Below are 21,278 nucleotides of genomic sequence, written 5' to 3'. Positions count from 1 at the left end.
GTCACATGCTCCGGGGGCGCGCGCCCCCGGACTACGTGAGCGGCAGCCGGTACAGACCGTCGGGCAGGGGTTCCACCAGGCCGTCCGCGACCAGGCCGTCGAGCGCGCGCGCCCGCTGGACCGGCTCGTCCCAGACCGCGTCCAGGGTCCGCTGCGGTACGGGCTCCAGGGCCTCGCGGAGGACGGCGAGGAGCTTGCCCCGGACCTGGCGGTCCGTGCCCGCGTAGGTCTGGCCGCGGCGCGGCGGGCCGTCGTGCGCGGGCGAACCGGCCGCCCGCCAGGCACACCGGGCGGCGATCGGGCAACGGGCGCAGTCGGGGGTGCGCGCCGTGCAGACGAGCGCCCCCAGCTCCATCGTGGCCGCCGCCCAGCGGGCGGCCGTCGGCTCGCTCCGCGGCAGCAGCTCGCGGGCCAGCTTCCGCTCGGCGGCGGTGGTGGCGTTCGGCGGGTACTGCGCGCCGCTCACGGCGCGCGCGAAGACCCGGCGGACGTTGGTGTCCAGGACCGCGTGCCGCTGCCCGTACGCGAACGAGGCGACCGCCGCCGCGGTGTACTCGCCGACGCCCGGCAGCGCCAGCAGCTCGGCGTGGTCGCTCGGCACCTCGTCGCCGTGCAGCTCGGTGATCGCCGAGGCCGCGGCGTGCAGCCGCAGCGCGCGCCGCGGGTAGCCGAGCCGGCCCCAGGCCCGCACGGCCTCGCCGGGCGGCTCCGCCGCGAGGTCGGCGGGGCGCGGCCAGCGGGCGAGCCACTGCTCGTACACCGGCAGCACCCGGCTGACCGGCGTCTGCTGGAGCATGAACTCGCTGACCAGCACGCCCCAGGGGCCCGCTTCGGGGCGGCGCCAGGGGAGGTCGCGGGCATGCGTCTCGAACCACGCGATCACGGGGGTGTGGAGGGACGCGTCGACGGGTGTGGGTGCGGCAGTCATCACCACGATCCTGGCACGGCCGGGCGGGCGCCGGGCCCGGGGGCCCCGGCCCCGCGGAGCACTGTCCGGGTCCGGGGCGGAACCTCGTGGGGGCGGCCCACCCGGTCCGACGGCCGGCACCCACGTCACAGCAACAAAGCAAAGGCGCGCAGCCCCCTTTGCGCCCCATTTCTTCGGCTTTCCCTCATCGCTGTTACACAACCTATGGATAGCTGTGCACCAGCCGCAGTGCTGCTGCACATCGCGCCGCAACAGCTCCTCCGTAGCGTCCTACTCGTGCTGGAGGACCACCAGCGTGACGCGGGGAATGCAAGCGGAATGGAGGCTGCAAGATGGCCAGCAGCGGCAGCAAGGTTCTGGACTTCGAGGAGTACGTGCGCAACCGTCAGGACGCCCTCCTGCGCAGCGCCCGCCGTCTCGTTCCGGACCCCATCGACGCACAGGACCTCCTCCAGACCGCCCTGGTGCGTACGTACGGCCGCTGGGAAGGCATAGCGGACAAGTCGCTTGCCGACGCCTACCTCCGTCGTGTCATGATCAACACTCGTACGGAGTGGTGGCGCGCCCGCAAGCTCGACGAGGTGCCCACCGAGCAGCTCCCCGACGCCTGCGTCGAGGACGGCACGGAGCAGCACGCCGACCGCGCTCTGCTGATGGACATCCTCGGAGTCCTGGCACCCAAGCAGCGCAGCGTCGTCGTGCTGCGGCACTGGGAGCAGATGAGCACCGAGGAGACCGCGGAGGCGCTCGGCATGTCGACCGGCACGGTCAAGAGCACGCTGCACCGGGCGCTGGCCCGGCTCCGTCAGGAGCTGGAGAGCCGCGACCTGGACTTCCACGCCCTTGAGCGCAACGAGCGGGGGCAGGAACGGTGCGCAGCCTGAAAAAGGCGGCTCCCACCAGGCCGGCACTGATCACCGGCGGCACGGTCGCAGCATTGGCCGCGGCCGCCGGTCTTCTGCTTGCCGGATGCGAGGCGGGCAGTGAGGGCGTACGGAAGGAGGGCACCGCGCAGACCCAGTCCGCGGCGAAGCCCACCCGGATGCCCGCGGCGTCGGCGGTCCCCACCCAGGGGAAGATAGACGCCATAAAGCTGATCAAGAGCGACCCCAAGGTCAGCGAGCAGGTCAAGAAGAACCTCAAGCCCTGCGAGAAGAACCAGTACCCCGTCGACGTGATCTACGGGCAGGTCACCGAGGGCTCCCGCAACGACGTGGTCGTCAACGTGCTGACCTGTGGGGATTCCCTGGGGGTCGCTTCGTATGTGTACCGTGCCAAGGGCGACTCGTACGAGAATGTGTTCACGGCCGAGCAGCCGCCCGTCTACGCCGAGATAGACCGCCGCGACCTGCGGGTCACCAAGCAGGTCTACGGCCCCGGCGACGCGGCGTGCTGCGCGTCGGGCGAGGACGTCATGACGTACCACTGGTCGGGGAACGAGTTCCGCGAGGCCAGTCGCACGCACACCGACTTCAGCAAGGTCGGCGGCAACAACGACAAGGGTGAACTCCCGAGCGTGGGAACGGAGGGCTGAGAGCAGCGTGGCCGATACGCATGTGCTCTTCGTCGAGGACGACGACGTCATCCGCGAGGCGACCCAGCTGGCGCTGGAGCGCGACGGCTTCGAGGTGACCGCGGTGCCCGACGGGCTGCTGGGGCTGGAGCGCTTCCGCGCCCGCAGGCCCGACATCGCCCTGCTCGACGTCATGGTGCCGGGGCTGGACGGGGTGAGCCTGTGCCGCCGGATCCGTGACGAGTCGACCGTGCCCGTGATCATGCTGTCGGCGCGCGCGGACTCCATCGATGTCGTGCTCGGCCTGGAGGCCGGAGCCGACGACTATGTGACCAAGCCCTTCGACGGTGCCGTGCTCGTCGCCCGGATACGGGCCGTGCTGCGGCGCTTCGGGCACGCCGGCGGCTCCGGCGGCGCGGCCGACGACCCCGAGCCGCTCGAGGGCGGTGTGCTGCGCTTCGGCGACCTGGAGGTCGACACGGAGGGCATGGAGGTGCACAAGGCCGGCGAGCCCGTGGCCCTGACCCCGACGGAGATGCGGCTGCTGCTGGAGTTCTCCGCGGCGCCGGGCACCGTGCTCTCCCGCGACCGGCTCCTGGAGCGGGTCTGGGACTACGGCTGGGGCGGCGACACCCGCGTCGTCGACGTCCATGTGCAGCGGCTCAGGGGCAAGATCGGCCAGGACCGCATCGAGACGGTCCGTGGCTTCGGCTACAAGCTCAGAGGCTGACCTCCCGATGGTGAACCACCGGGGTCTCCCGTGGTGAAGCTGGCCCTCCGAACCGGTCTGCGCTGGAAGGTCAGCCTCGCCATCGCCGGTGTCAGCGCGCTGGTGGCCGTCGCGCTGAGCCTGGTCGTGCACAACGCGGCGCGGCTGTCCATGCTCGACAACGCCCGTGACGTGATGGACTCGCGGGTCCAGATCGCCCAGGGCTACTACGAGAGCACCCACCGGCTGATGCTCCACGCGAAGCTGGACGACCCGGCGCTCCCCAAGCAGCTCAAGGACGCCGCGGCCGTGGGCCTGCGCGCCACCTACCTCCAGGACTCCGGCGGCAAGGGCACCCCCGAGGTGTGGGCCTCGACCCCGCTGCGGAACGGCAAGATCCTCTCGATCCACACCCGCTTCCAGGACCGCTTCTCGATCCTCGACGCCCTCGACCGGGCGCTGATCATCGGCTCGGTCTCGGTGGTGCTGGGCGGCTGCGCCCTGGGCATCCTCATCGGGGGCCAGCTCTCCCGGCGGCTGCGGAAGGCCGCCACCGCCGCCCGCAAGCTCGCCGACGGGGACGCCGAGGTGCGGGTCCGCGAAGCCATCGGGGGGCGGGTGCGGGACGAGACCGACGACCTGGCACGGGCGGTCGACGGCATGGCCGAGGCGCTCCAGCACCGGCTGGAGGCCGAGCGGCGGGTCACCGCCGACATCGCCCACGAGCTGCGCACCCCCGTCACCGGTCTGCTCACCGCCGCCGAACTGCTGCCGCCCGGCCGCCCCACCGAGCTCGTCAGGGACCGCGCCCAGGCCATGCGCACCCTGGTCGAGGACGTCCTGGAGGTCGCCCGGCTGGACGGCTTCGCGGAGCGCGCCGAGATGCAGGACATCCGGCTCGGCGAATTCGTCCTCCGCAGGGTCCGGATCGCCGAGCCCCAGGCACAGGTCAAGGTCGTGCGCGACGCCTATGTCTCCACCGACCCGCGCCGTCTGGAGCGCATCCTCGGCAATCTGCTGGCCAACGCCGCCAAGCACGGCAAGGGGCCCTTCGAGGTGACCGTGGAGGGCCGGGTGCTGCGCGTGCGCGACCACGGGCCGGGCTTCCCGGAGGAGCTGCTGAAGGAGGGCCCGAGCCGCTTCCGCACCGGCAGCTCGGACCGCGCGGGCAAGGGCCACGGCCTGGGCCTGACCATCGCCGCGGGCCAGGCACGGGTGCTCGGGGCGCGGCTCACCTTCCGCAACGCGGACCCGGAGGCGGAGGAGGGGCGCGGGGCGATCGCCGTGCTCTGGCTGCCGGAGTCCGCCCCGACGAGCACTGGCAGCTTCCCGATCATCCAGGTGCCGGACTGAGAGCTGCGTATCGAGGCCCGGAGGAACCGGCGCGTGGGGTGCTCGGGGAACCGGGACTCCGCCCCGGAGCCCCGGGCCGGCCGGGTGCCCGGCCGGGGTCGCTACATCGGATCCACGCACTCGCCCCACGCCTTGTCCAGATCCAGCTGGTCGCGGCGCTGCGTGAGCGAGAACCAGTTGCCCGAGTCGTCACGGAAGATCGCCTCCGTGCCGTACGGCCGCTCCTGGGGCTCCTGGAGGAACTCCACGCCCTTGCCCTTGAGCGTCTCGTAGTCGCGGTGTATGTCGTCGGTGCTCAGCACCCCGGCGCCGAGCGTCCCCTTCGCGACCAGCTTCTTCAGGGCCTCCGCGGACTCGGGGTCCAGGCCGGGCGCCCCGGGCACCATCAGGGTGAGCTCGACGTCGGGCTGGTCCTTCGCGCCGACCGTCAGCCAGCGCATGCCCTTGTCACCGCCCATGGTCATGTCTGTGCGGACCTCGAACCCGAGCTTCTCGGTGTAGAACTCCTTCGCCCGGTCCTGGTCGAGGACCCAGACGGTGGTGATGGCAATGCCCTTGATCATGGCGCGCTCCCAGGGGTTCCGGCTGCTTCACGACCACCGTAGGCCCGCCCGGGTTCAGGATGCTTCTCCAGAATTGCGGTCCTTGCCGACCGCCTCCACCGTGGGGAAACCGCCGCTCCAGAGCAGGGCGTAGCACCCAGGTATGTGCCCGGCGCCCCGGGCGGCGTGGCGGGCGCGGTAGGCGCTGGGCGTGAGCCCCGTCTGCTTCTTGAAGCTCGCGGAGAAGGTGCCGAGGCTGCTGAATCCGACCAGGGTGCAGATCTCGGTGACCGACAGATTCGCCGTGCGCAGCAGCTCCTGCGCCCGCTCTATGCGCCGTCGGCTCAGATACCGGCCGGGCGTGCGTCCGTACACCGCCTTGAAGGCGCGGACGAAGTGGAATCTCGAATATCCGGCGTGGGCGGCCACCGCGTCCAGGTCGAGCGGCTCGGCCCAGTCACGGTCCATGGCGTCCTTGGCGAGGCGCAGCCGGCGCAGCTGCGCCAGTCGGTGCGCCGGGTCAGGAGCCGTTCTCACTTCCGTCGGCTGCATGCACCGATGCTGGCACGGGGGTCTGACAACGACCCCCGCATACGTTCTGACCAGCGGTGATGTCAGAGGTTCTCGCCGTGGGCGCTCAGGAAGGCGCGGGGCTCGACGGCGGTGCCGTAGTCCGGGGTCGTACGGATCTCGAAGTGCAGGTGGGGGCCGGAGGAGTTGCCGGTGGAGCCGGACAGGCCGATCTCCTGGCCGGTCGTGACCGCCTGGCCGACGCGCACCTCGACCTGCGACAGGTGGGCGTACTGCGAGTAGGTGTTGTCGTCGTGCTTGATCACGATGGCGTTGCCGTACGCCGGGCCGTCGCCGCCGCCGTTGGGGCCCGCCTTCACGACCGTGCCGCCGTGCACGGCCTTCACGACCGTGCCGCTGTCGACGACCAGGTCCTGGCCGCTGTGCTTGTTGGCCCACATGTTGCCGGAGATGCCGAAGGGCTGGCCGATCCGGTAGCCGTCGACGGGCGCGACCCAGGCGTCGGCGCGCTTGCGCGAGGCCTCGGCGGCCTTGCGGGCGTCCGCGGCGCGCTTGTCGGCCTCCTGCTTGGCCTGGGCCCGGTCGGCCTGCTCCTTGGCGGCGGCCTTCAGCTGGGTCTCGGCCTGGGCGTGCAGCGCGCCGCCCAGCGCCACCACGGACGCGAACGCCGGGACCTGCTCCTGGGCGGTGGAGGTGTCCGCCGCGAGCGCCACACCGGTTCCGAGAGCGAGCGAGGCGCCGAGCCCGGCGGCCAGGACGGCGGCGCGGGAGCGCAGGGCGGAAGTGCTCGCATTACGGAAAGTGGTGTGCTTCGACATGAAGAAATACCTCCAGGCATGAATGGGCCCCGGCTGTGGACCGGGATCGCCATACCTTGGTAACCCGCAATTTCCGGTCCGCCAAGGGCGCCTTCTACTAGCGGATTTCGTATCCGCCGCGAAGGCATTTGGTCCCTACCCCCGGGCTTCGCCGGACAAAATCACGCTTTTGTGGTGCCTGTCCGGCCGCTAATGCGGGTAGTAGCCGGAATTCGCCCTGTGCGGCTTGTCACCGCCCCGGGACTTTCGGCCTTCGCCGTTCCGGGACCAAGGCCCGCGTCCCGGCGGTACGCTCTCGGACGGCAGCAGACGACGGGCCGCACACGCCGGGGGGCGCCGCGATGGGCAGGGATTCGCACCACTCCGAGATCGAGGGCATCGAGCTGGCGGACGCCGTCCAGGCGGTCCGCGACGGCCTCACCACGGCCGCGGCGCGCGGCGCGGGCCAGGACGTCGTCTTCGACGTCGGCCCGATCGCCATGGAGTTCAGCGTGGAGATCCGCAGGGACCTCCGGGGCTCGGGTGGCGTGAAGGCCTGGGTCGTCAGCGCGGAGACGGAGGCGTCCCGGGGTTCGACGCGCACCCACCGGGTCTCTTTCACGCTCACGCCGAAGGATGCCCGTACGGGCGGGAGCCTGCGGGTGGGCAATGAGCGCCCGGGTGGCGTGTCCCGGTTCGGCCCCGCGGGGCCATGACCGTCAATTCCGGTGAATGAAATTCACCGGAAGAGCTGAAAAAGGGGTGGGCCCCGGAACCGTGCGGTTCCGGGGCCCACCCCTTTTTCAGCTGTGTCCAGGGCGCCTTACGCGTCCTTGGAGAGGTTCGGGCCCGCGCCACCTGCCGCGGACTCGATCGGCGGGGTGTCCGGCAGAGCCGACTTCTCCTCGCCGCGGAAGGTGAACTTCTTCTCCTCACCCTCGCCCTCGGTGCCGACGACCACGATGTGGCCGGGGCGGAGCTCACCGAAGAGGATCTTCTCCGAGAGGATGTCCTCGATCTCGCGCTGGATCGTGCGGCGCAGCGGGCGGGCGCCCAGGATCGGGTCGTAGCCCTTCTTCGCCAGCAGCGACTTGGCCTCAGAGCTGAGCTCGATGCCCATGTCGCGGTCCTTGAGCCGCTCATCCACCTTGGCGACCATGAGGTCGACGATCTGGATGATGTCTTCCTCGGTGAGCTGGTGGAAGACGACCGTGTCGTCGACGCGGTTGAGGAACTCGGGCCGGAAGTGCTGCTTCAGCTCTTCGTTGACCTTCGCCTTCATCCGCTCGTACCCGGTCTTGACATCGCCCTGGGCGGCGAAGCCCAGGTTGAAGCCCTTGGAGATGTCCCGGGTACCAAGGTTGGTCGTCATGATGATGACGGTGTTCTTGAAATCGACCACGCGGCCCTGGGAATCGGTCAGGCGACCGTCCTCCAGGATCTGGAGCAGCGAGTTGAAGATATCCGGGTGGGCCTTTTCGACCTCGTCGAAGAGGACCACGGAGAACGGCTTGCGGCGCACCTTCTCGGTGAGCTGGCCGCCCTCTTCGTAACCGACATATCCGGGCGGGGAGCCGAAGAGCCGGGAGACGGTGTGCTTCTCGCTGAACTCCGACATGTCGAGGGAGATCAGCGCGTCCTCGTCACCGAAGAGGAATTCGGCGAGCGTCTTGGACAGCTCCGTCTTACCGACACCGGACGGGCCCGCGAAGATGAACGAGCCGCCGGGGCGCTTCGGGTCCTTGAGGCCCGCACGCGTGCGCCGGATGGCCTGGGAGAGCGCCTTGATGGCGTCCTTCTGGCCGATGACGCGCTTGTGCAGCTCGTCCTCCATGCGCAGCAGGCGGGAGGACTCCTCCTCCGTGAGCTTGAAGACCGGGATGCCGGTGGCCGTGGCCAGGACCTCGGCGATCAGCTCGTCGTCGACCTCGGCGACGACGTCCATGTCGCCGGCCTTCCACTCCTTCTCCCGCTTGGTCTTCGCGGCGAGGAGCTGCTTCTCCTTGTCGCGCAGGGAGGCGGCCTTCTCGAAGTCCTGCGAGTCGATCGCGGACTCCTTGTCCCGGCGGACGTCGGCGATCTTCTCGTCGAACTCGCGGAGGTCCGGCGGCGCGGTCATCCGGCGGATGCGCATCCGGGATCCGGCCTCGTCGATCAGGTCGATCGCCTTGTCCGGCAGGAAGCGGTCGGAGATATAGCGGTCGGCCAGCTGGGCCGCGGCCACCAGGGCGGAGTCGGTGATGGAGACGCGGTGGTGCGCCTCGTACCGGTCGCGCAGACCCTTGAGGATCTCGATGGTGTGCGGCAGCGACGGCTCCGCGACCTGGATGGGCTGGAAGCGGCGCTCGAGGGCGGCGTCCTTCTCCAGGTGCTTGCGGTACTCGTCGAGCGTGGTGGCGCCGATGGTCTGGAGCTCACCGCGGGCCAGCATCGGCTTGAGGATGCTGGCGGCGTCGATCGCGCCCTCGGCGGCGCCCGCACCCACGAGGGTGTGGAGCTCGTCGATGAACAGGATGATGTCGCCGCGGGTGCGGATCTCCTTGAGGACCTTCTTCAGGCGCTCCTCGAAGTCACCGCGGTAGCGGGAGCCGGCGACCAGGGCGCCGAGGTCAAGGGTGTAGAGGTGCTTGTCCTTGAGGGTCTCGGGCACCTCGCCCTTGACGATGGCCTGGGCCAGGCCCTCGACGACCGCCGTCTTGCCGACGCCGGGCTCGCCGATGAGGACCGGGTTGTTCTTCGTACGGCGGGAGAGCACCTGCATGACCCGCTCGATCTCCTTCTCGCGCCCGATGACCGGGTCGAGCTTGGATTCGCGCGCTGCCTGCGTCAGGTTGCGACCGAACTGGTCCAGGACGAGCGAGGTCGAGGGCGTGCCCTCGGCCGGGCCGCCGGCGGTGGCGGCCTCCTTGCCCTGGTAGCCGGAGAGCAGCTGGATGACCTGCTGCCGGACCCGGTTCAGGTCGGCGCCCAGCTTGACCAGGACCTGGGCGGCGACGCCCTCGCCTTCCCGGATCAGGCCGAGCAGGATGTGCTCCGTACCGATGTAGTTGTGGCCGAGCTGAAGGGCCTCGCGGAGCGACAGCTCCAGCACCTTCTTGGCACGGGGAGTGAAGGGGATGTGCCCGGACGGGGCCTGCTGCCCCTGCCCGATGATCTCCTCCACCTGCTGGCGGACCGCCTCGAGCGAAATCCCGAGGCTCTCCAGGGCCTTAGCGGCGACACCCTCACCCTCGTGGATCAGGCCCAGGAGGATGTGCTCGGTGCCGATGTAGTTGTGGTTGAGCATCCGGGCTTCTTCCTGAGCCAGGACGACAACCCGCCGCGCGCGGTCGGTGAACCTCTCGAACATCGTTAATCGCTCCTCAGAGCGGTCAGGCAGTTAGGGGTCGGTCCCCTCCCTGTCCTTCCGCATGCTAGTCCCGCGGGACGGGACAGCTCATTCCAACTGCCGACATCCGTCCGGATCACCCCCGCGTCGGCGGGGAAACCTGCTGCCGAACAGCCGACAACTCCTCCAACCCGATGGTGGGAGACGATGTTCCCGCAGGCCAGGCATATACGCTCACCACCACTACGCCCATGGCGAACGCACCCCTGGCCCGACACGCCCGCTCGGCACCCCACCACCGCCCCCGGTGGTGCGCTCCGACCGCTGCTGTACCGCCTCTTTCCCACTGGGAATGTCTTACCCGTACGCACCGGCGGTCCATGCGGCGCGGCCCTCGCCCCTCAGCTACGGGCGAACAACCTCGCGCCTTCCGGAGCCTCCGTGCGCCCCTTGCCCCTTATACGGAGCGTGCCCAACTACCAACCCTGCGTAACCTCTTGGGCGCTTCTCAGTTGCACCGCGTATGACCGTTGCCCTCCCGCGCCCCTGCGGCCCCGCATCTCCATGGTGCCAGGCGCGCCGCTGGTACGAGCGCGAGCTGAACTGGCCCACCACCGGCGAGGAACCCCTGGAGCTGGTGACCGGGGTGCGCTTCGACGTCCTCGACCTGCCGCTGGACGCCGGCCGCGCGGTGCTCGGCCGGGTGGGCCGGACCGGGCCCGTCGCGCTCGACGAGCGAGCGCGGAGGCTGCGGTTCCTGATCGCCGCCGGCAGCGCGGACGAGCTGCCGGGGCTGCTCGACTGGCTGGAGTGGGGCGGGGTGGCCCTGGAGCTGGCCGCGCTGGGGTCGGGCGGCCGGATGGTCGCACCTGTGCCCGCCGGCGAGGGCCGCGGGCACCTCGTGGCGCTCGGCACGGGGAAGGCCGTGTGGGTACGGCCTCCCGAGCCGGGGTGCGAGGTGGAGCCGACACTGCCGGTGACCGGCCTCGGGGGCGATGGGGGCGCCCCCGATCTCGTGCGGCTCGTGAGCGCGGCGGCTACGGAATGCCACCGGGCCCGGTTGCTGCGCGCCGGGGATGCGCGCACGCGTCAGCCGACGGGAGATCAGCCGTTGGCCTTCTCGTACGCCTCACGGATGTCGGCGGGGACGCGGCCGCGGTCGTTGACGCTGTAGCCGTTCTTCTTGGCCCAGGCGCGGATCTTCGCGGTGTCGGGGCTGCCACCGGTGGAACCGGCGCGGGCCTTGCCACGGCTGCCCGCGGTGCGGCCGCCGGTGCGGCGGGCGGACTTCACGTAGTCCGCGAGCGCCCCGCGCAGCTTGTCCGCGTTGCCGGCGGTGAGGTCGATCTCGTAGGACTTGCCGTCGAGCGCGAACGTCACGGTCTCGTCCGCCTCGCCACCGTCGAGGTCATCAACAAGAAGGACCTGAACCTTCTGTGCCACGGGGAATCCTTTCAGTGGAAAATGGGATTACGGAGGAATAGCAAACCGCCTTTCTCTGAAAAACACAAACCCCCCGGGAAGGTTCAGCCCGCCTTCCACGTGGGAACGATGCCTTCCGGAGGTCTGGGATAGGGGCGCGATTCGGACATAGGGACCGCGATCACAGATGCAGAAGCATCCGGCTGTTGCCAAGGGTGTTCGGCTTCACCCGTTCGAGACCCAGGAACTCGGCAACGCCCTCGTCATAGGACCGCAGCAGCTCGCTGTAGACATCGCCGTCGACCGGCGTCTCGCCGATCTCCACGAAGCCGTGCTTCGCGAAGAAGTCCACTTCGAAGGTGAGGCAGAAAATGCGCCGGACGCCGAGCCAGCGTGCCGTCTGGAGCAGCTTGCCCAGTACCGCGTGGCCGACTCCGGCGCCCTTGACGGCCGGGTCCACCGCGAGAGTGCGCACCTCCGCGAGGTCTTCCCACATCACGTGGAGTGCGCCGCAGCCGACGACCTCGCCGTCGGCGTCCCGCTCGGCCACCCAGAACTCCTGGATGTCCTCGTAAAGCGTGACCGTGGCTTTGTCGAGCAGGATCCGCTCACGAACGTACGTGTTGATGAGGCGGCGCACCGCCGGGACATCACCGGTCCGGGCGCGGCGGACGGTGACGACTTTTGATTGTGCGGGCATGCCCGGACGCTATCGCTCGGGAGCCCCGGCGCTGTCGGCGGGCCCGTCGAGTTGCGCGATGTGGATGGCGTCGCGCAGGGCTTCGCGTTGTTCGGCCGACATCATCCCGAAGAAGGCGACGAGTGCGGCCGCCGGGTTGTCACTGACGGACCACGCTTCGTTCATCAGTGCGGCCGAGTAGGCGGCCCGGTTGGAGACCGCCTCATATCGATAGGCGCGGCCTTCCGCTTCCCGCCGGACCCAGCCCTTCTGATACAGGTTGTCCATTACGGTCATGACCGTGGTGTAGGCGATCGACCGTTCCTGTTGAAGGTCTTCCAGCACTTCTCGAACAGTGACCGGTCGGTTCCAGTCCCACACGCGCGTCATCACGGCGTCTTCCAGATCACCCAGGCGTCGAACCACACGCGAATAATAGTGGGAGATGTCTAGAATGCCGGTTTATCCGGGCAGGAAAAAGGGCGCACGGCCGAGAAATGCGGTCTCGGACCGTACGCCCTGAGGACGCGGTACGCCCAAACGGCAGACCCGCCCTTCGGCGGGAAGTCGGGGGCGCCGCCCTAGGGGGCCTGCTCGGCACTCCCGGCGCGAGCCATGGCGGCGTCGACGATGGCGTCTTCCTTCGCCTTGTTCTCGCCACCCTGGCTCTTGACGATCGTCACGATCAGCGCGATGAATGCGACCGCCATCACCACGGGCGGGACCAGCGCGGCAACATAGTCCATGGCCGTCGGCTCCTTCTGGTTCTGGATTCTGCGATTGCCTGAGCGACCCGTCCAGATTACGCGCGCATCAGGCGGGCCGGGCCCGGGGGTCGGCAACCTCGGCCCCCGACGGCGGAGGAACCTTGCGCCGCGGGGGAAAGACCTCGCCGGGGGTGGGAATGGGACGGTCGGGCCGCGGCGACTTCGGCGCGGGAGCCGACGGGGCGGGTTTCTGCTCGGGCTTCGGCGCAGGCTTCGGGTCGGGACGGGCCTCCGGCGCGGCGATCGCCGTCGCCCCGGCCGCCCGGCCCCCCGCGAGGGCGAGCAGGCGCGCACGCGGCTCCGGCCGGGACATGGGCACACCGCCGGCGACCGAGCGGTCGGCCAGCCGTGCCCGTACGCCGAGCTCGGCGAGGTGCTCACAGCGGTGCAGCAGCGCGCGGCGGCGGTCCGCCTCGGCGCCCCCGGACGGCCCCGCGCAGAGCGTGCGCAGCGCCTTGAGGTCCTCGGCGCGGGGCTGGTAGCCCGCCGAGAGGGCGTTCTGGAGCCGTTCGGTGTAACCGGCGGCGGTCCCCGGCAGGGCTGCGCGGTAACGGATGAGGTCGGCGAGGAGGAAGGCGCGCAGCCGGCCGCCCTCGTGGGCCGCCTCGTCCACGGACTCCGCGAGCCGGAGGCACTCGCGCACCTCTTCGTCACGCTCGGGACCGGGGCTCCTGGGCACGGACTGGGGGTCGAGGGCGATGGCGAGGGCTCGGCGCAGCACGCGCAGTTCGTCCGCGCTGAACGCCATGCCGCCGCGTGTTCCATAAGGCGTGGGCATGCGCTGACTTTAAGTGCTAAGCGGACAAAATTGTCCGATCAATGCATTTCGGGCGTGGCATGGATGTTTGGCCGCGGCCCATCGTCAGGTACGGCTTCCGCTCCCGCGGCGGGCCGCCCTCCGGCGGCCGCGTCAGCGCTGACGGCGGCGGGAGGCGCCCAGGGCTATGGCTCCCGCCGAGAGGGCCGTGCCCGACGTGGTGGCGATGAGGAGGGTGCCGTTGGTGCCCAGGTCCTCCGCGCGGGCGGGCGGCGGGGCCGGGGGCAGGAGCTCCACGCGGATCGGGGCCGAGTCGTTGGCCGGGTCCGGGTCGGGCGCCTGCCCGGCGTCGTGGTCGAGCACCTGGACCCGGCCCTCCGCGCCCTCGACCTTCCTGTCGATGCGGACCTGGAAGCGCAGCGTCTCCTGGTCGCCCGCGGGGAAGTCCTCACCGATCGCGCAGACGTACGCGGCCGGGCCGGTGGGCGTCGCCTTCGCCACGCACGGCTGCCGGCCACCGCCCTGCGGCGGGCGCGCCGCGGTGATGGTGGTCCCCGCGGGCGGGATCACCTCGTACGTGCCGGCGCCATGACCGCCCCGGACGGCCGCGGGGGCGGGGCCGCCGTTCCTGACGCCCAGTTCGACCTCGACGGTCTGGCCGACGCGGCCCACGACGGGATGGGCGACGGCCTGGTAGTCGGCGCGCGGCAGCTCACCGGCGCTCACCGGCCCGACGGCCAGGCCCAGTCCGGCCGCCGCCACCGCGGCGACGGCCGCAAGCCGTCGCATTGTCCACTTCCTGCGCATACGCTCCACGCCCATCATGTGCACGATCATGTCCCGCAGCTGACAGGACAGTTGGAGCGGCCCCCCGGTTGCGCCCGCGGGAGCATTCCCTACGAGCGCACCACGCTCCCGACCGTACCCGCCGGTGCCCTATGTGCGGGCGACATTGCGCTCGTACACCAGGCGCAGGCCGATGAGCGTGAGCCAGGGCTCGTGCTCGTCGATGACCGACGCCTCGCCGAGCACCAGCGGCGAGAGGCCGCCGGTGGCGATGACCGTGACATCGTCGGGGTCGTCGGCCAGCTCGCGGGCCATCCGGGTGACGACGCCGTCGACCTGGCCCGCGAAGCCGTAGAGGATGCCGGACTGCATGGCCTCGACCGTGTTCTTGCCGATGACGCTGCGCGGGCGGGCCAGCTCGATCTTGCGGAGCTGGGCGCCCTTGACGCCCAGTGCCTCCACGGAGATCTCGATGCCGGGGGCGATCACCCCGCCCGCGTACTCCCCGCGCGCGCTGACCGCGTCGAAGGTGGTGGCCGTACCGAAGTCGACGACGACACAGGGGCCGCCGTAGAGCTCGACGGCCGCCACGGCGTTGACGATGCGGTCCGCGCCGACCTCCTTGGGGTTGTCCATCAGGATCGGCACGCCGGTCTTGACGCCCGGCTCGACCAGGACCGCGGGGACGTCGCCGTAGTAGCGGCGGGTGACCTCGCGGAGCTCGTGAAGGACGGCGGGGACCGTGGAGCAGATCGCGATGCCGTCGATGCCGTCACCCAGCTCCTCGCCGAGCAGCGGGTGCATGCCCATCAGACCCTGGAGCAGGACGGCCAGTTCGTCGGCGGTGCGGCGGGCGTCGGTGGAGACCCGCCAGTGCTCGACGATGTCCTCGCCGTCGAACAGACCGAGGACGGTATGGGTGTTGCCGACATCGATGGTGAGCAGCATCAGGCGGTCTCCTCCCGGAGGTCCAGGCCGATGTCGAGGATCGGGGAGGAGTGGGTGAGCGCGCCGACCGCGAGGTAGTCGACGCCGGTCTCCGCGTAGGCACGGGCGTTGACGTGGCTGAGGCGGCCGGAGGACTCCAGCATGGCGCGGCCCGCGACGAGTTCGACCGCCTCGCGGGTCTGCTCGACGGTGAAGTTGTCGAGCAGGATCAGGTCGGCGCCCTCGGCGAGGACCGGCGCGATCTGGTCGAGCCGGTCGACCTCGACCTCGACCGGCGCCTGGGGGAAGCGCTCGCGGACGGCGCGGAAGGCGGCGGCGACGCCACCGGCGGCGACCACGTGGTTGTCCTTGATGAGCGCGGCGTCGGAGAGCGACATGCGGTGGTTGACGCCGTCGCCGCAGCGCACCGCGTACTTCTCCAGGGCACGCAGGCCGACCGTGGTCTTGCGGGTGTCGCGGACGGCGGCCTTGGTGCCCTTGAGGATGTCGGCCCACTCGCGGGTGGCGGTGGCGATGCCGGACAGGTGGCAGAGCAGGTTGAGCGCGCTGCGCTCGGCGGTGAGCAGGTCGCGGGTGCGGGTGCGCACGGTCAGCAGCTTCTGGCCGGCCGACACCCGGTCGCCGTCCTCGACGTGCCGCTCGACCTCGAACTCGTCGGTGCAGACGACCGAGAGGATGGCCTCGGCGATGCGCAGACCGGCGACGGTGCCGTCCTCGCGGGCGGTGAAGTCGCCGGTGGCGACGGCGTCCTCGGGGATGGTCGCGACGGTCGTGATGTCCTCGCCGCCGTCGAGGTCCTCCTCGACCGCGAGGTGCGCGATGTCCTCGACCTGGAGCGGGTCCAGGCCCGCGCCCGCGAGCAGCTCGGCGAGCGCGGGGTCGAGCCCGCACTCCATGGCGTCCGCCTCGAACGTCTCGCCGCAGCCACAGCCGTCGCCGCAGCCGCCGGCCGCGGCTTCCTCCTCGGACAGGCCGATCTGGTGCAGGGGAAGGTCGTCGGTGGTGCTCACGGTGTCTCCTTGAGGGCGGCGGGAGTGACGGGCGGGACTGCTGTGGCGGACACCGCGGGGAAGGCCGCGGAGTCCGTGCGGGAGACCGCGAGCGTACGGTCGGGGCGCAGGGTGACCAGGAGGTGGCGGCGCCAGGTGGTGTCGACGCGGTCGGGGAAGTCCTCGCGCCAGTGGCAGCCGCGGGTCTCCTCGCGGCGCAGGGCGGCGGCGACCAGGACGCGGGAGACGAGCAGGAGGTTGGTGGCCTCCCAGCTCTCGGTGCCGGGCTCGGCGGTCTTGCCGTCCGTCTCCAGCGTGGTGACCGCCTGGGAGAGCAGCCGGTCCAGGTCGGCCGCGGCCCGCTCCAGGCTCTCCGCGGAACGCAGCACTCCGGCGCCCGTGGTCATGATGCGCTGGATCGCGAAGCGGGCTTCGGGGGCGAGGAGGGGGGTGGCCGGCCGGTCGGCGACGGTGGCCTCGCCCGGCGCCGCGCAGTCGTCCGCCGCGATGTCCGCGGCGATGCGCTCGGCGAAGACCAGGCCCTCCAGGAGGGAGTTGGACGCGAGCCGGTTGGCGCCGTGGACGCCGGTGCAGGCGACCTCGCCGCAGGCGTACAGCCCCGGCAGCGTCGTGCGGCCGTGCAGGTCGGTGCGTACGCCGCCGGAGGCGTAGTGCGCGGCGGGCGCGACCGGGATGGGCTCGGTCACGGGGTCGATGCCGTGGGCGCGGCAGGCGGCGAGGATGGTGGGGAAGCGGTGGGCCCACATCTTCGCGCCGAAGTGCCGGGCGTCGAGGTACATGTGATCGGCGCCGAGCTCCTGCATGCGGCGCGTGATGCCCTTGGCGACGATGTCGCGCGGGGCCAGCTCGGCCAGCTCGTGGGCGCCGACCATGAAGCGGTGGCCGTCGGCGTCGACGAGGTGGGCGCCCTCGCCGCGGACCGCCTCGGACACCAGGGGCTGCTGCCCCTCGGCGTCGGGGCCGAGCCACAGGACGGTCGGGTGGAACTGGACGAACTCCAGGTCGGAGACCTCCGCCCCGGCGCGCAGGGCGAGGGCGACGCCGTCGCCGGTGGAGACGGGGGGGTTCGTGGTCGCGGAGAACACCTGGCCCATGCCGCCGGTGGCCAGCACGACCGCCTTGGCGCGCACGGCGCCGACGCCGTCGTGGCAGCCCTCGCCCATGACGTGCAGGGTGACACCCGCGGCGCGGCCCTCGGAGTCCTTGAGGAGGTCGAGGACGAGGGCGTTCTCCACGGTCTTGATGCCCGCGTCACGGACGGCCCCGACAAGGGCGCGGGAGATCTCGGCACCGGTGGCGTCGCCGCCGGCGTGGGCGATCCGGCTGCGGTGGTGACCGCCCTCGCGGGTCAGCAGGATCTCGCCGGTGTCGCTGTCGGTGTCGAAGAGGGCGCCGGTGGCGATGAGGCGGCGCACCGCGTCGGGGCCCTCGGTGACCAGCGCGCGCACGGCCTCCTCCGAGCAGATCCCGGCACCGGCGACGAGGGTGTCGTCGAGGTGCTGCTCAGGGGTGTCGCCGTCGCCGAGCGCGGCGGCGATGCCGCCCTGCGCCCAGCGCGTGGAGCCGTCGTCGAGGCGGGCCTTGGTGACGACGGTGACAGCGGCCCCGGCGGCGGCGCAGCGCAGCGCGACGGTGAGCCCCGCGACGCCGGATCCGACGACGACGACATCGGCGTCGACGGACCAGCCGGGCCGGGGTGCGTGCAGCCGTATGCCGGTCATCGCTGTGCTCCGGTTTCCGCGAAGGTCAGGGGGATGTTGTCGATGAGGCGGGTGGTGCCCACCTTGGCGGCGACGGCCAGGACCGCTTCGCCGGTGTGGCCGTCGGGGACCTCGGTGAAGTCTGCGGGGTCGACGAGCGCCAGATAGTCGAGGACGACCGGGGGCTCCATCCGTGCCGCGTTGTCCAGGATGGCGCGGGCGGAGCGGCGGACGGCCGCGGGGCCCTTGGCGACGGCCGCCTCCGCGGTGAGCAGGGCACGCGATATCTCCAGGGCGGAGGCGCGGTCGGCCTCGGAGAGATAGCGGTTGCGGCTGGAGAGGGCGAGGTTGCCGCCCTCTCGGACGGTGGGGACGCCCACGACCTCGACGGGGAAGTTGAGGTCGCGGACCATGCGGCGGATGAGCGCGAGCTGCTGGGCGTCCTTCTGGCCGTAGAGCGCGACGTCGGGCCGGGTGAGGTGGAGCAGCTTGGCGACGACGGTGAGCATGCCGTCGAAGTGGCCGGGACGGTGGGCGCCTTCGAGGCGCTCCCCCATGGGCCCGGCGGTGATCCGCACCTGGGGCTCGCCGCCGGGGTAGACCTCGTCGACGGCGGGGGCGAGCACGATGTCGGCGCCGGCCTTCTCCGCGAGGACGATGTCGGCGTCGAGGGTGCGCGGATAACGGTCGAGATCTTCACCCGCGCCGAACTGGAGGGGGTTGACGAAGACGGTGACGACGACCTGGCCGTCCGTGCCCACGAGCCGGCGGGCGGTGCGGACCAGGGTGGCGTGGCCCTCGTGGAGGGCGCCCATCGTCATCACGACGGCTCGTCGGCCCGCGCGGGGCAGGGCGTGCAGCTCCTCTGCCGTACGGGTGAGCTGGGTGGTCATTCGTTGCCTCCGTCCGCGAGGACGCCGAGCAGGTCCTCCGCCAGTTCCGGCTTGAGCAGGCCGTGCGCGAGGGCGCGGTCCGCGGTCGTGCGTGCCATGGCCAGGTATCCGGCGACGGCGTGGGGTGCGTGGGTGCGCAGTTCCGCTATGTGGGCGGCGACGGTGCCCGCGTCGCCGCGGGCCACCGGGCCGGTGAGGGCGGCGTCGCCGCTGCGCAGGACGTTGTCGAGCGCGGCGCCGAGCAGGGGGCCGAGCATGCGGTCGGGGGCTTCGACGCCCGCGGTCCGCAGCAGGTCCATGGCCTGGGCGACCAGGGTGACCAGGTGGTTCGAGCCGATGGCGAGGGCCGCGTGGTAGAGGGGGCGGGCGCTCTCCGCTATCCACTCGGGCTCGCCGCCCATCTCGATGACCAGGGCCTCCGCGGCGAGCCGCAGCTCGTCGGGCGCGGTGACGCCGAAGGAGCAGCCCGCGAGCCGCTCCACGTCCAGCTGTGTGCCGGTGAAGGTCATGGCGGGGTGCAGGGCGAGCGGCAGGGCGCCGGCCCTGCGCGCCGGGTCGAGGACGGCCGTGCCGTGCCGGCCCGAGGTGTGCACGACGAGCTGGCCGGGGCGGACGGCGCCGGTCTCGGCGAGCCCGGCGACCAGCCCGGGGAGGACGTCGTCGGGCACGGTGAGCAGCACCAGATCCGCGCGCGCGAGCACCTCGGCGGGCGGGACGAGGGGCACTCCGGGGAGCAGGTCGGCGGCCCGGCGCACCGAGGCGTCGGAGACTCCGGAGGCGGCGACCGGGCGGTGCCCGGCGAGCCGCAGCGCGGCGGCCAGCGAGGGGCCGACACGGCCCGCGCCGACGACGCCGACGGTGAGCCGGGCCGGTCGGTCCTGTGGGCTCGGGTGCTGCGGGATGGGTTGTGCGTTCACGCGGCGATGGCCTTCCGTTCCAGTCCTGGGGTCCCCCATGCCGCAGGCCAGGGGCGGGTACCGGACGATTCCTTCGTCATGCTACGCGAGTGTGCGGCGGCCGATTCCGAACGTCCCAGCCCTGTGGATAACCCGCCTGTGGATAACTCGGGCGGTGTTCCGGAGATGCGCCATCATCGGCACATGGCTGACGACAGGACCGGGGAGAAGACCGAGGCGGCGACGGCGGAAACCGGCGCGGCGGAGCCGGAGGAGGGGCCGGGTGTGGACCGGGCGCGCAGGGTCGCGGCCGTGCGGGGTTCGGAGCGGGTCCTCTCGGCGGGCCCGCCCGTGGCGACGATCGCCGAGCGGCTGGCCGCACTGTCCGCGGAGGCCCCCGCGGGCCGTGGCCTGGACGAGCAGGCGGATATGTACGGCGACGGGATCGTCGGCGAGCTGGAGCGAGAGGTCGCGGAGCTGCTGGGCACGGAGGCCGCGGCGTTCTTCCCGACCGGCACGATGGCGCAGCAGGTGGCCCTGCGGTGCTGGGCGGGGCGCACCGGCAGCCCGGTGGTGGCACTTCACCCCATGTCCCATCTGGAGAAGGACGAGCGCGGCGCGTACGCACAGGTCTCCGGCCTGCGCGCGGTGCGTCTCGCGAGCGGTCCCCGGCCGCCGACTGCCGCGGAGGTCCGCGATCTCGACGAACCCTTCGGGACTCTCGCGCTCGAACTGCCGCTGCGGGGCGCGGGCTTCCTCCTGCCCACGTGGGAGGAGCTCACCGCCGTGGTGGAGGCGGCCCGCGAGCGGGAGGCGGTGGTCCACTTCGACGGCGCGCGGCTGTGGGAGTGCGCGACCCACTTCGGTGTGGGTCCGGCCGAGGTGGCGGCCCTCGCCGACTCGGTCTACGTGTCCTTCTACAAATCGCTCGGCGGCATATCGGGGGCCGCGCTGGCCGGGCCCGCGGAGCTGGTGGAGGAGGCGAAGGCGTGGCGGCACCGGTACGGCGGCGACGTCTTCCAGCAGTGGCCCGCGGCGCTCGCGGCGCTGTCCGGGCTGGAGCGCGAACTGCCCCGGCTTCCGTCGTACGTGGCGCACGCCAGGGTCGTGGCGGCGGCGCTGGAGGAGGGTTTCCGAGCGGCCGGGGTGCCGTGGTTCCGGGTCAATCCAAGGGTGCCGCACACCCACCAGTTCCAGGTGTGGCTGCCGTATCCGGCACACGCGCTGGAGGAGGCCGGGGTGGCGCTGGCGGAGGAGACCCGTACGACGGTGTTCGACGGCTGGTCGTCCTCCGACGTGCCCGGTCTGTCGTTCACCGAGGTCACGATCACCTCGTCAGCACTGAGCTGGACGCCCGAGGCGGTCGTCGAGGCGGTCGTCGCGGTCCTGGCCCGGGTTCCGGCGGGCGCCGGAGGCGCAGGGTGAGGCGGGCTCCGCGGTCCGGGCCTCCGCCGCGGGGCGGGCGGCGGCGCGGGCCACCGGGTGCGCCGGAGTGCGCGTCCCCGGCCGGAGGAAGGAGAGCAGGGCGTGCCGGCGGGAGCGGCGGGCCGCGGCGCGCTCGTCGACGACGGCCCGGAAGTCCCTCCAGGTGCGGAACGCGCGGAGGGCCCGGAGCTGCCCCTCGCCCGGGGTGAGCGGGGCGGGCTCCTGATGCTGGGCGGTGCGGTAGAGGTCGAGCATGTGCTGCTGAGTGGCGTTCATGTCCCCACCCTGCGCCGG

Annotated in this window: 24 protein-coding genes; 7 read left to right on the top strand and 17 right to left on the bottom strand. The window is 71.8% G+C overall.

Annotated elements, in window-relative coordinates; translation table 11 throughout:
* Window positions 1-31 precede the first annotated feature (31 nt).
* Window positions 32-928 (bottom strand): A/G-specific adenine glycosylase, encoded by an 897-nt coding sequence (locus tag DXZ73_RS24515; protein WP_116213219.1) that lies wholly within the window; start codon window positions 926-928, stop codon window positions 32-34.
* Window positions 929-1,260: 332 nt separating this feature from the next.
* Between DXZ73_RS24515 and DXZ73_RS24510 the strand changes: the two genes are divergently transcribed.
* From DXZ73_RS24510 to cseC, 4 genes are read left to right on the top strand one after another with little or no spacing between them, the layout of a single operon-like run.
* Complete coding sequence (locus tag DXZ73_RS24510; RefSeq protein WP_116213218.1) at window positions 1,261-1,812, top strand: SigE family RNA polymerase sigma factor; 552 nt, start codon at window positions 1,261-1,263, stop codon at window positions 1,810-1,812.
* Entirely contained in the window at window positions 1,800-2,462 is a 663-nt protein-coding gene (locus DXZ73_RS24505; protein WP_116213217.1) for a hypothetical protein, read from the top strand. Before DXZ73_RS24510 ends, DXZ73_RS24505 begins: the two co-directional genes overlap by 13 nt.
* 7 nt (window positions 2,463-2,469) lie before the next feature.
* Complete coding sequence (gene cseB / locus DXZ73_RS24500) at window positions 2,470-3,171, top strand: two-component system response regulator CseB (RefSeq protein WP_116213216.1); 702 nt, start codon at window positions 2,470-2,472, stop codon at window positions 3,169-3,171.
* 30 nt (window positions 3,172-3,201) lie between these two features.
* On the top strand, window positions 3,202-4,503 hold the full coding sequence (cseC, locus tag DXZ73_RS24495; protein ID WP_116213215.1) for a two-component system sensor histidine kinase CseC: 1,302 nt from the start codon (window positions 3,202-3,204) through the stop codon (window positions 4,501-4,503).
* A 101-nt stretch (window positions 4,504-4,604) separates the two neighbouring features.
* Here cseC and DXZ73_RS24490 read toward each other — a convergent pair whose 3' ends face one another.
* The 3 genes from DXZ73_RS24490 to DXZ73_RS24480 form a co-directional block, all read right to left on the bottom strand.
* Window positions 4,605-5,066, bottom strand: coding sequence for a VOC family protein (locus DXZ73_RS24490; protein WP_116213214.1), 462 nt, complete (start codon window positions 5,064-5,066; stop codon window positions 4,605-4,607).
* 54 nt (window positions 5,067-5,120) lie between these two features.
* The gene (locus DXZ73_RS24485; RefSeq protein WP_116213213.1) at window positions 5,121-5,597 is read right to left on the bottom strand and encodes a helix-turn-helix transcriptional regulator; all 477 of its coding nucleotides are present in this window, start codon (window positions 5,595-5,597) and stop codon (window positions 5,121-5,123) included.
* A gap of 62 nt (window positions 5,598-5,659) precedes the next feature.
* Entirely contained in the window at window positions 5,660-6,394 is a 735-nt protein-coding gene (locus DXZ73_RS24480; RefSeq protein ID WP_116213212.1) for a M23 family metallopeptidase, read from the bottom strand.
* A 341-nt stretch (window positions 6,395-6,735) separates the two neighbouring features.
* On the opposite strand from DXZ73_RS24480, the gene DXZ73_RS24475 reads away from it, so the two are divergent.
* Window positions 6,736-7,089, top strand: coding sequence for a trypco2 family protein (locus tag DXZ73_RS24475; RefSeq protein WP_116213211.1), 354 nt, complete (start codon window positions 6,736-6,738; stop codon window positions 7,087-7,089).
* Window positions 7,090-7,196: 107 nt separating this feature from the next.
* Here the strand turns inward: DXZ73_RS24475 and DXZ73_RS24470 are convergent, their stop codons facing one another.
* The gene (locus DXZ73_RS24470; protein ID WP_116213210.1) at window positions 7,197-9,722 is read right to left on the bottom strand and encodes an ATP-dependent Clp protease ATP-binding subunit; all 2,526 of its coding nucleotides are present in this window, start codon (window positions 9,720-9,722) and stop codon (window positions 7,197-7,199) included.
* A gap of 502 nt (window positions 9,723-10,224) precedes the next feature.
* Between DXZ73_RS24470 and DXZ73_RS24460 the strand changes: the two genes are divergently transcribed.
* Window positions 10,225-10,875 (top strand): SCO3374 family protein, encoded by a 651-nt coding sequence (locus DXZ73_RS24460; protein ID WP_116213208.1) that lies wholly within the window; start codon window positions 10,225-10,227, stop codon window positions 10,873-10,875.
* Here the strand turns inward: DXZ73_RS24460 and DXZ73_RS24455 are convergent.
* From DXZ73_RS24455 to DXZ73_RS24410, 11 genes are all read right to left on the bottom strand, one after another.
* Window positions 10,806-11,144: a histone-like nucleoid-structuring protein Lsr2 gene (locus DXZ73_RS24455; protein WP_116213207.1), complete on the bottom strand. Its 339-nt coding sequence runs from the start codon at window positions 11,142-11,144 to the stop codon at window positions 10,806-10,808. The two genes, DXZ73_RS24460 and DXZ73_RS24455, sit on opposite strands and share 70 nt — an antisense overlap.
* 160 nt (window positions 11,145-11,304) lie before the next feature.
* Complete coding sequence (locus DXZ73_RS24450) at window positions 11,305-11,823, bottom strand: amino-acid N-acetyltransferase (protein ID WP_116213206.1); 519 nt, start codon at window positions 11,821-11,823, stop codon at window positions 11,305-11,307.
* A gap of 9 nt (window positions 11,824-11,832) precedes the next feature.
* On the bottom strand, window positions 11,833-12,228 hold the full coding sequence (locus tag DXZ73_RS24445; protein WP_116213205.1) for a BlaI/MecI/CopY family transcriptional regulator: 396 nt from the start codon (window positions 12,226-12,228) through the stop codon (window positions 11,833-11,835).
* A gap of 155 nt (window positions 12,229-12,383) precedes the next feature.
* Window positions 12,384-12,548: a hypothetical protein gene (locus DXZ73_RS38315; RefSeq protein WP_162890313.1), complete on the bottom strand. Its 165-nt coding sequence runs from the start codon at window positions 12,546-12,548 to the stop codon at window positions 12,384-12,386.
* Window positions 12,549-12,615: 67 nt separating this feature from the next.
* Window positions 12,616-13,347 carry a hypothetical protein gene (locus DXZ73_RS24440; protein ID WP_116213204.1) on the bottom strand — a complete coding sequence of 244 codons (732 nt, stop codon included), beginning with the start codon at window positions 13,345-13,347 and terminating at the stop codon, window positions 12,616-12,618.
* Window positions 13,348-13,479: 132 nt separating this feature from the next.
* Window positions 13,480-14,115, bottom strand: coding sequence for a hypothetical protein (locus DXZ73_RS24435; protein ID WP_116213203.1), 636 nt, complete (start codon window positions 14,113-14,115; stop codon window positions 13,480-13,482).
* 147 nt (window positions 14,116-14,262) lie between these two features.
* Complete coding sequence (locus DXZ73_RS24430; protein ID WP_116213202.1) at window positions 14,263-15,060, bottom strand: type III pantothenate kinase; 798 nt, start codon at window positions 15,058-15,060, stop codon at window positions 14,263-14,265.
* Window positions 15,060-16,070: a carboxylating nicotinate-nucleotide diphosphorylase gene (nadC, locus tag DXZ73_RS24425; RefSeq protein ID WP_116213201.1), complete on the bottom strand. Its 1,011-nt coding sequence runs from the start codon at window positions 16,068-16,070 to the stop codon at window positions 15,060-15,062. The genes DXZ73_RS24430 and nadC overlap by 1 nt, the downstream gene beginning before the upstream one ends.
* The gene (locus tag DXZ73_RS24420; RefSeq protein ID WP_116213200.1) at window positions 16,067-17,791 is read right to left on the bottom strand and encodes an L-aspartate oxidase; all 1,725 of its coding nucleotides are present in this window, start codon (window positions 17,789-17,791) and stop codon (window positions 16,067-16,069) included. The genes nadC and DXZ73_RS24420 overlap by 4 nt, the downstream gene beginning before the upstream one ends.
* Window positions 17,788-18,663, bottom strand: a complete 876-nt coding sequence (panC, locus tag DXZ73_RS24415) for a pantoate--beta-alanine ligase (protein WP_116213199.1) — start codon at window positions 18,661-18,663, stop codon at window positions 17,788-17,790. Before panC ends, DXZ73_RS24420 begins: the two co-directional genes overlap by 4 nt.
* Complete coding sequence (locus DXZ73_RS24410; RefSeq protein WP_240351473.1) at window positions 18,660-19,580, bottom strand: Rossmann-like and DUF2520 domain-containing protein; 921 nt, start codon at window positions 19,578-19,580, stop codon at window positions 18,660-18,662. The genes panC and DXZ73_RS24410 overlap by 4 nt, the downstream gene beginning before the upstream one ends.
* Window positions 19,581-19,763: 183 nt before the next feature.
* Here DXZ73_RS24410 and DXZ73_RS24405 point away from each other — a divergent pair, with 183 nt between their 5' ends.
* Entirely contained in the window at window positions 19,764-20,984 is a 1,221-nt protein-coding gene (locus tag DXZ73_RS24405; RefSeq protein WP_116213197.1) for a threonine aldolase family protein, read from the top strand.
* On the opposite strand, the gene DXZ73_RS38820 is transcribed toward DXZ73_RS24405, so the two are convergent.
* Window positions 20,895-21,260, bottom strand: a complete 366-nt coding sequence (locus tag DXZ73_RS38820) for a hypothetical protein (protein ID WP_205519218.1) — start codon at window positions 21,258-21,260, stop codon at window positions 20,895-20,897. The genes DXZ73_RS24405 and DXZ73_RS38820 overlap by 90 nt on opposite strands.
* Between the last annotated feature and the right edge of the window lie 18 nt (window positions 21,261-21,278).

The organism is Streptoverticillium olivoreticuli subsp. olivoreticuli, from assembly GCF_003391135.1.
GTDB lineage: Bacteria > Actinomycetota > Actinomycetes > Streptomycetales > Streptomycetaceae > Streptomyces > Streptomyces blastmyceticus.
This window is presented reverse-complemented; position numbering and strand designations above follow the sequence as displayed.

Coding starts and splice junctions, on each gene's coding strand:
- DXZ73_RS24490 (WP_116213214.1), bottom strand. CDS start 5,066: ATGATCAAGGGCATTGCCATCACCACCGTCTGGGTCCTCGACCAGGAC.
- DXZ73_RS24485 (WP_116213213.1), bottom strand. CDS start 5,597: ATGCAGCCGACGGAAGTGAGAACGGCTCCTGACCCGGCGCACCGACTG.
- DXZ73_RS24450 (WP_116213206.1), bottom strand. CDS start 11,823: ATGCCCGCACAATCAAAAGTCGTCACCGTCCGCCGCGCCCGGACCGGT.
- DXZ73_RS24510 (WP_116213218.1), top strand. CDS start 1,261: ATGGCCAGCAGCGGCAGCAAGGTTCTGGACTTCGAGGAGTACGTGCGC.
- DXZ73_RS24460 (WP_116213208.1), top strand. CDS start 10,225: ATGACCGTTGCCCTCCCGCGCCCCTGCGGCCCCGCATCTCCATGGTGC.
- DXZ73_RS24430 (WP_116213202.1), bottom strand. CDS start 15,060: ATGCTGCTCACCATCGATGTCGGCAACACCCATACCGTCCTCGGTCTG.
- DXZ73_RS24440 (WP_116213204.1), bottom strand. CDS start 13,347: ATGCCCACGCCTTATGGAACACGCGGCGGCATGGCGTTCAGCGCGGAC.
- DXZ73_RS24435 (WP_116213203.1), bottom strand. CDS start 14,115: ATGCGACGGCTTGCGGCCGTCGCCGCGGTGGCGGCGGCCGGACTGGGC.
- DXZ73_RS24470 (WP_116213210.1), bottom strand. CDS start 9,722: ATGTTCGAGAGGTTCACCGACCGCGCGCGGCGGGTTGTCGTCCTGGCT.
- DXZ73_RS24420 (WP_116213200.1), bottom strand. CDS start 17,791: ATGACCGGCATACGGCTGCACGCACCCCGGCCCGGCTGGTCCGTCGAC.
- DXZ73_RS38820 (WP_205519218.1), bottom strand. CDS start 21,260: ATGAACGCCACTCAGCAGCACATGCTCGACCTCTACCGCACCGCCCAG.
- panC (WP_116213199.1), bottom strand. CDS start 18,663: ATGACCACCCAGCTCACCCGTACGGCAGAGGAGCTGCACGCCCTGCCC.
- DXZ73_RS24515 (WP_116213219.1), bottom strand. CDS start 928: ATGACTGCCGCACCCACACCCGTCGACGCGTCCCTCCACACCCCCGTG.
- DXZ73_RS24405 (WP_116213197.1), top strand. CDS start 19,764: ATGGCTGACGACAGGACCGGGGAGAAGACCGAGGCGGCGACGGCGGAA.
- DXZ73_RS24475 (WP_116213211.1), top strand. CDS start 6,736: ATGGGCAGGGATTCGCACCACTCCGAGATCGAGGGCATCGAGCTGGCG.
- DXZ73_RS38315 (WP_162890313.1), bottom strand. CDS start 12,548: ATGGACTATGTTGCCGCGCTGGTCCCGCCCGTGGTGATGGCGGTCGCA.
- DXZ73_RS24480 (WP_116213212.1), bottom strand. CDS start 6,394: ATGTCGAAGCACACCACTTTCCGTAATGCGAGCACTTCCGCCCTGCGC.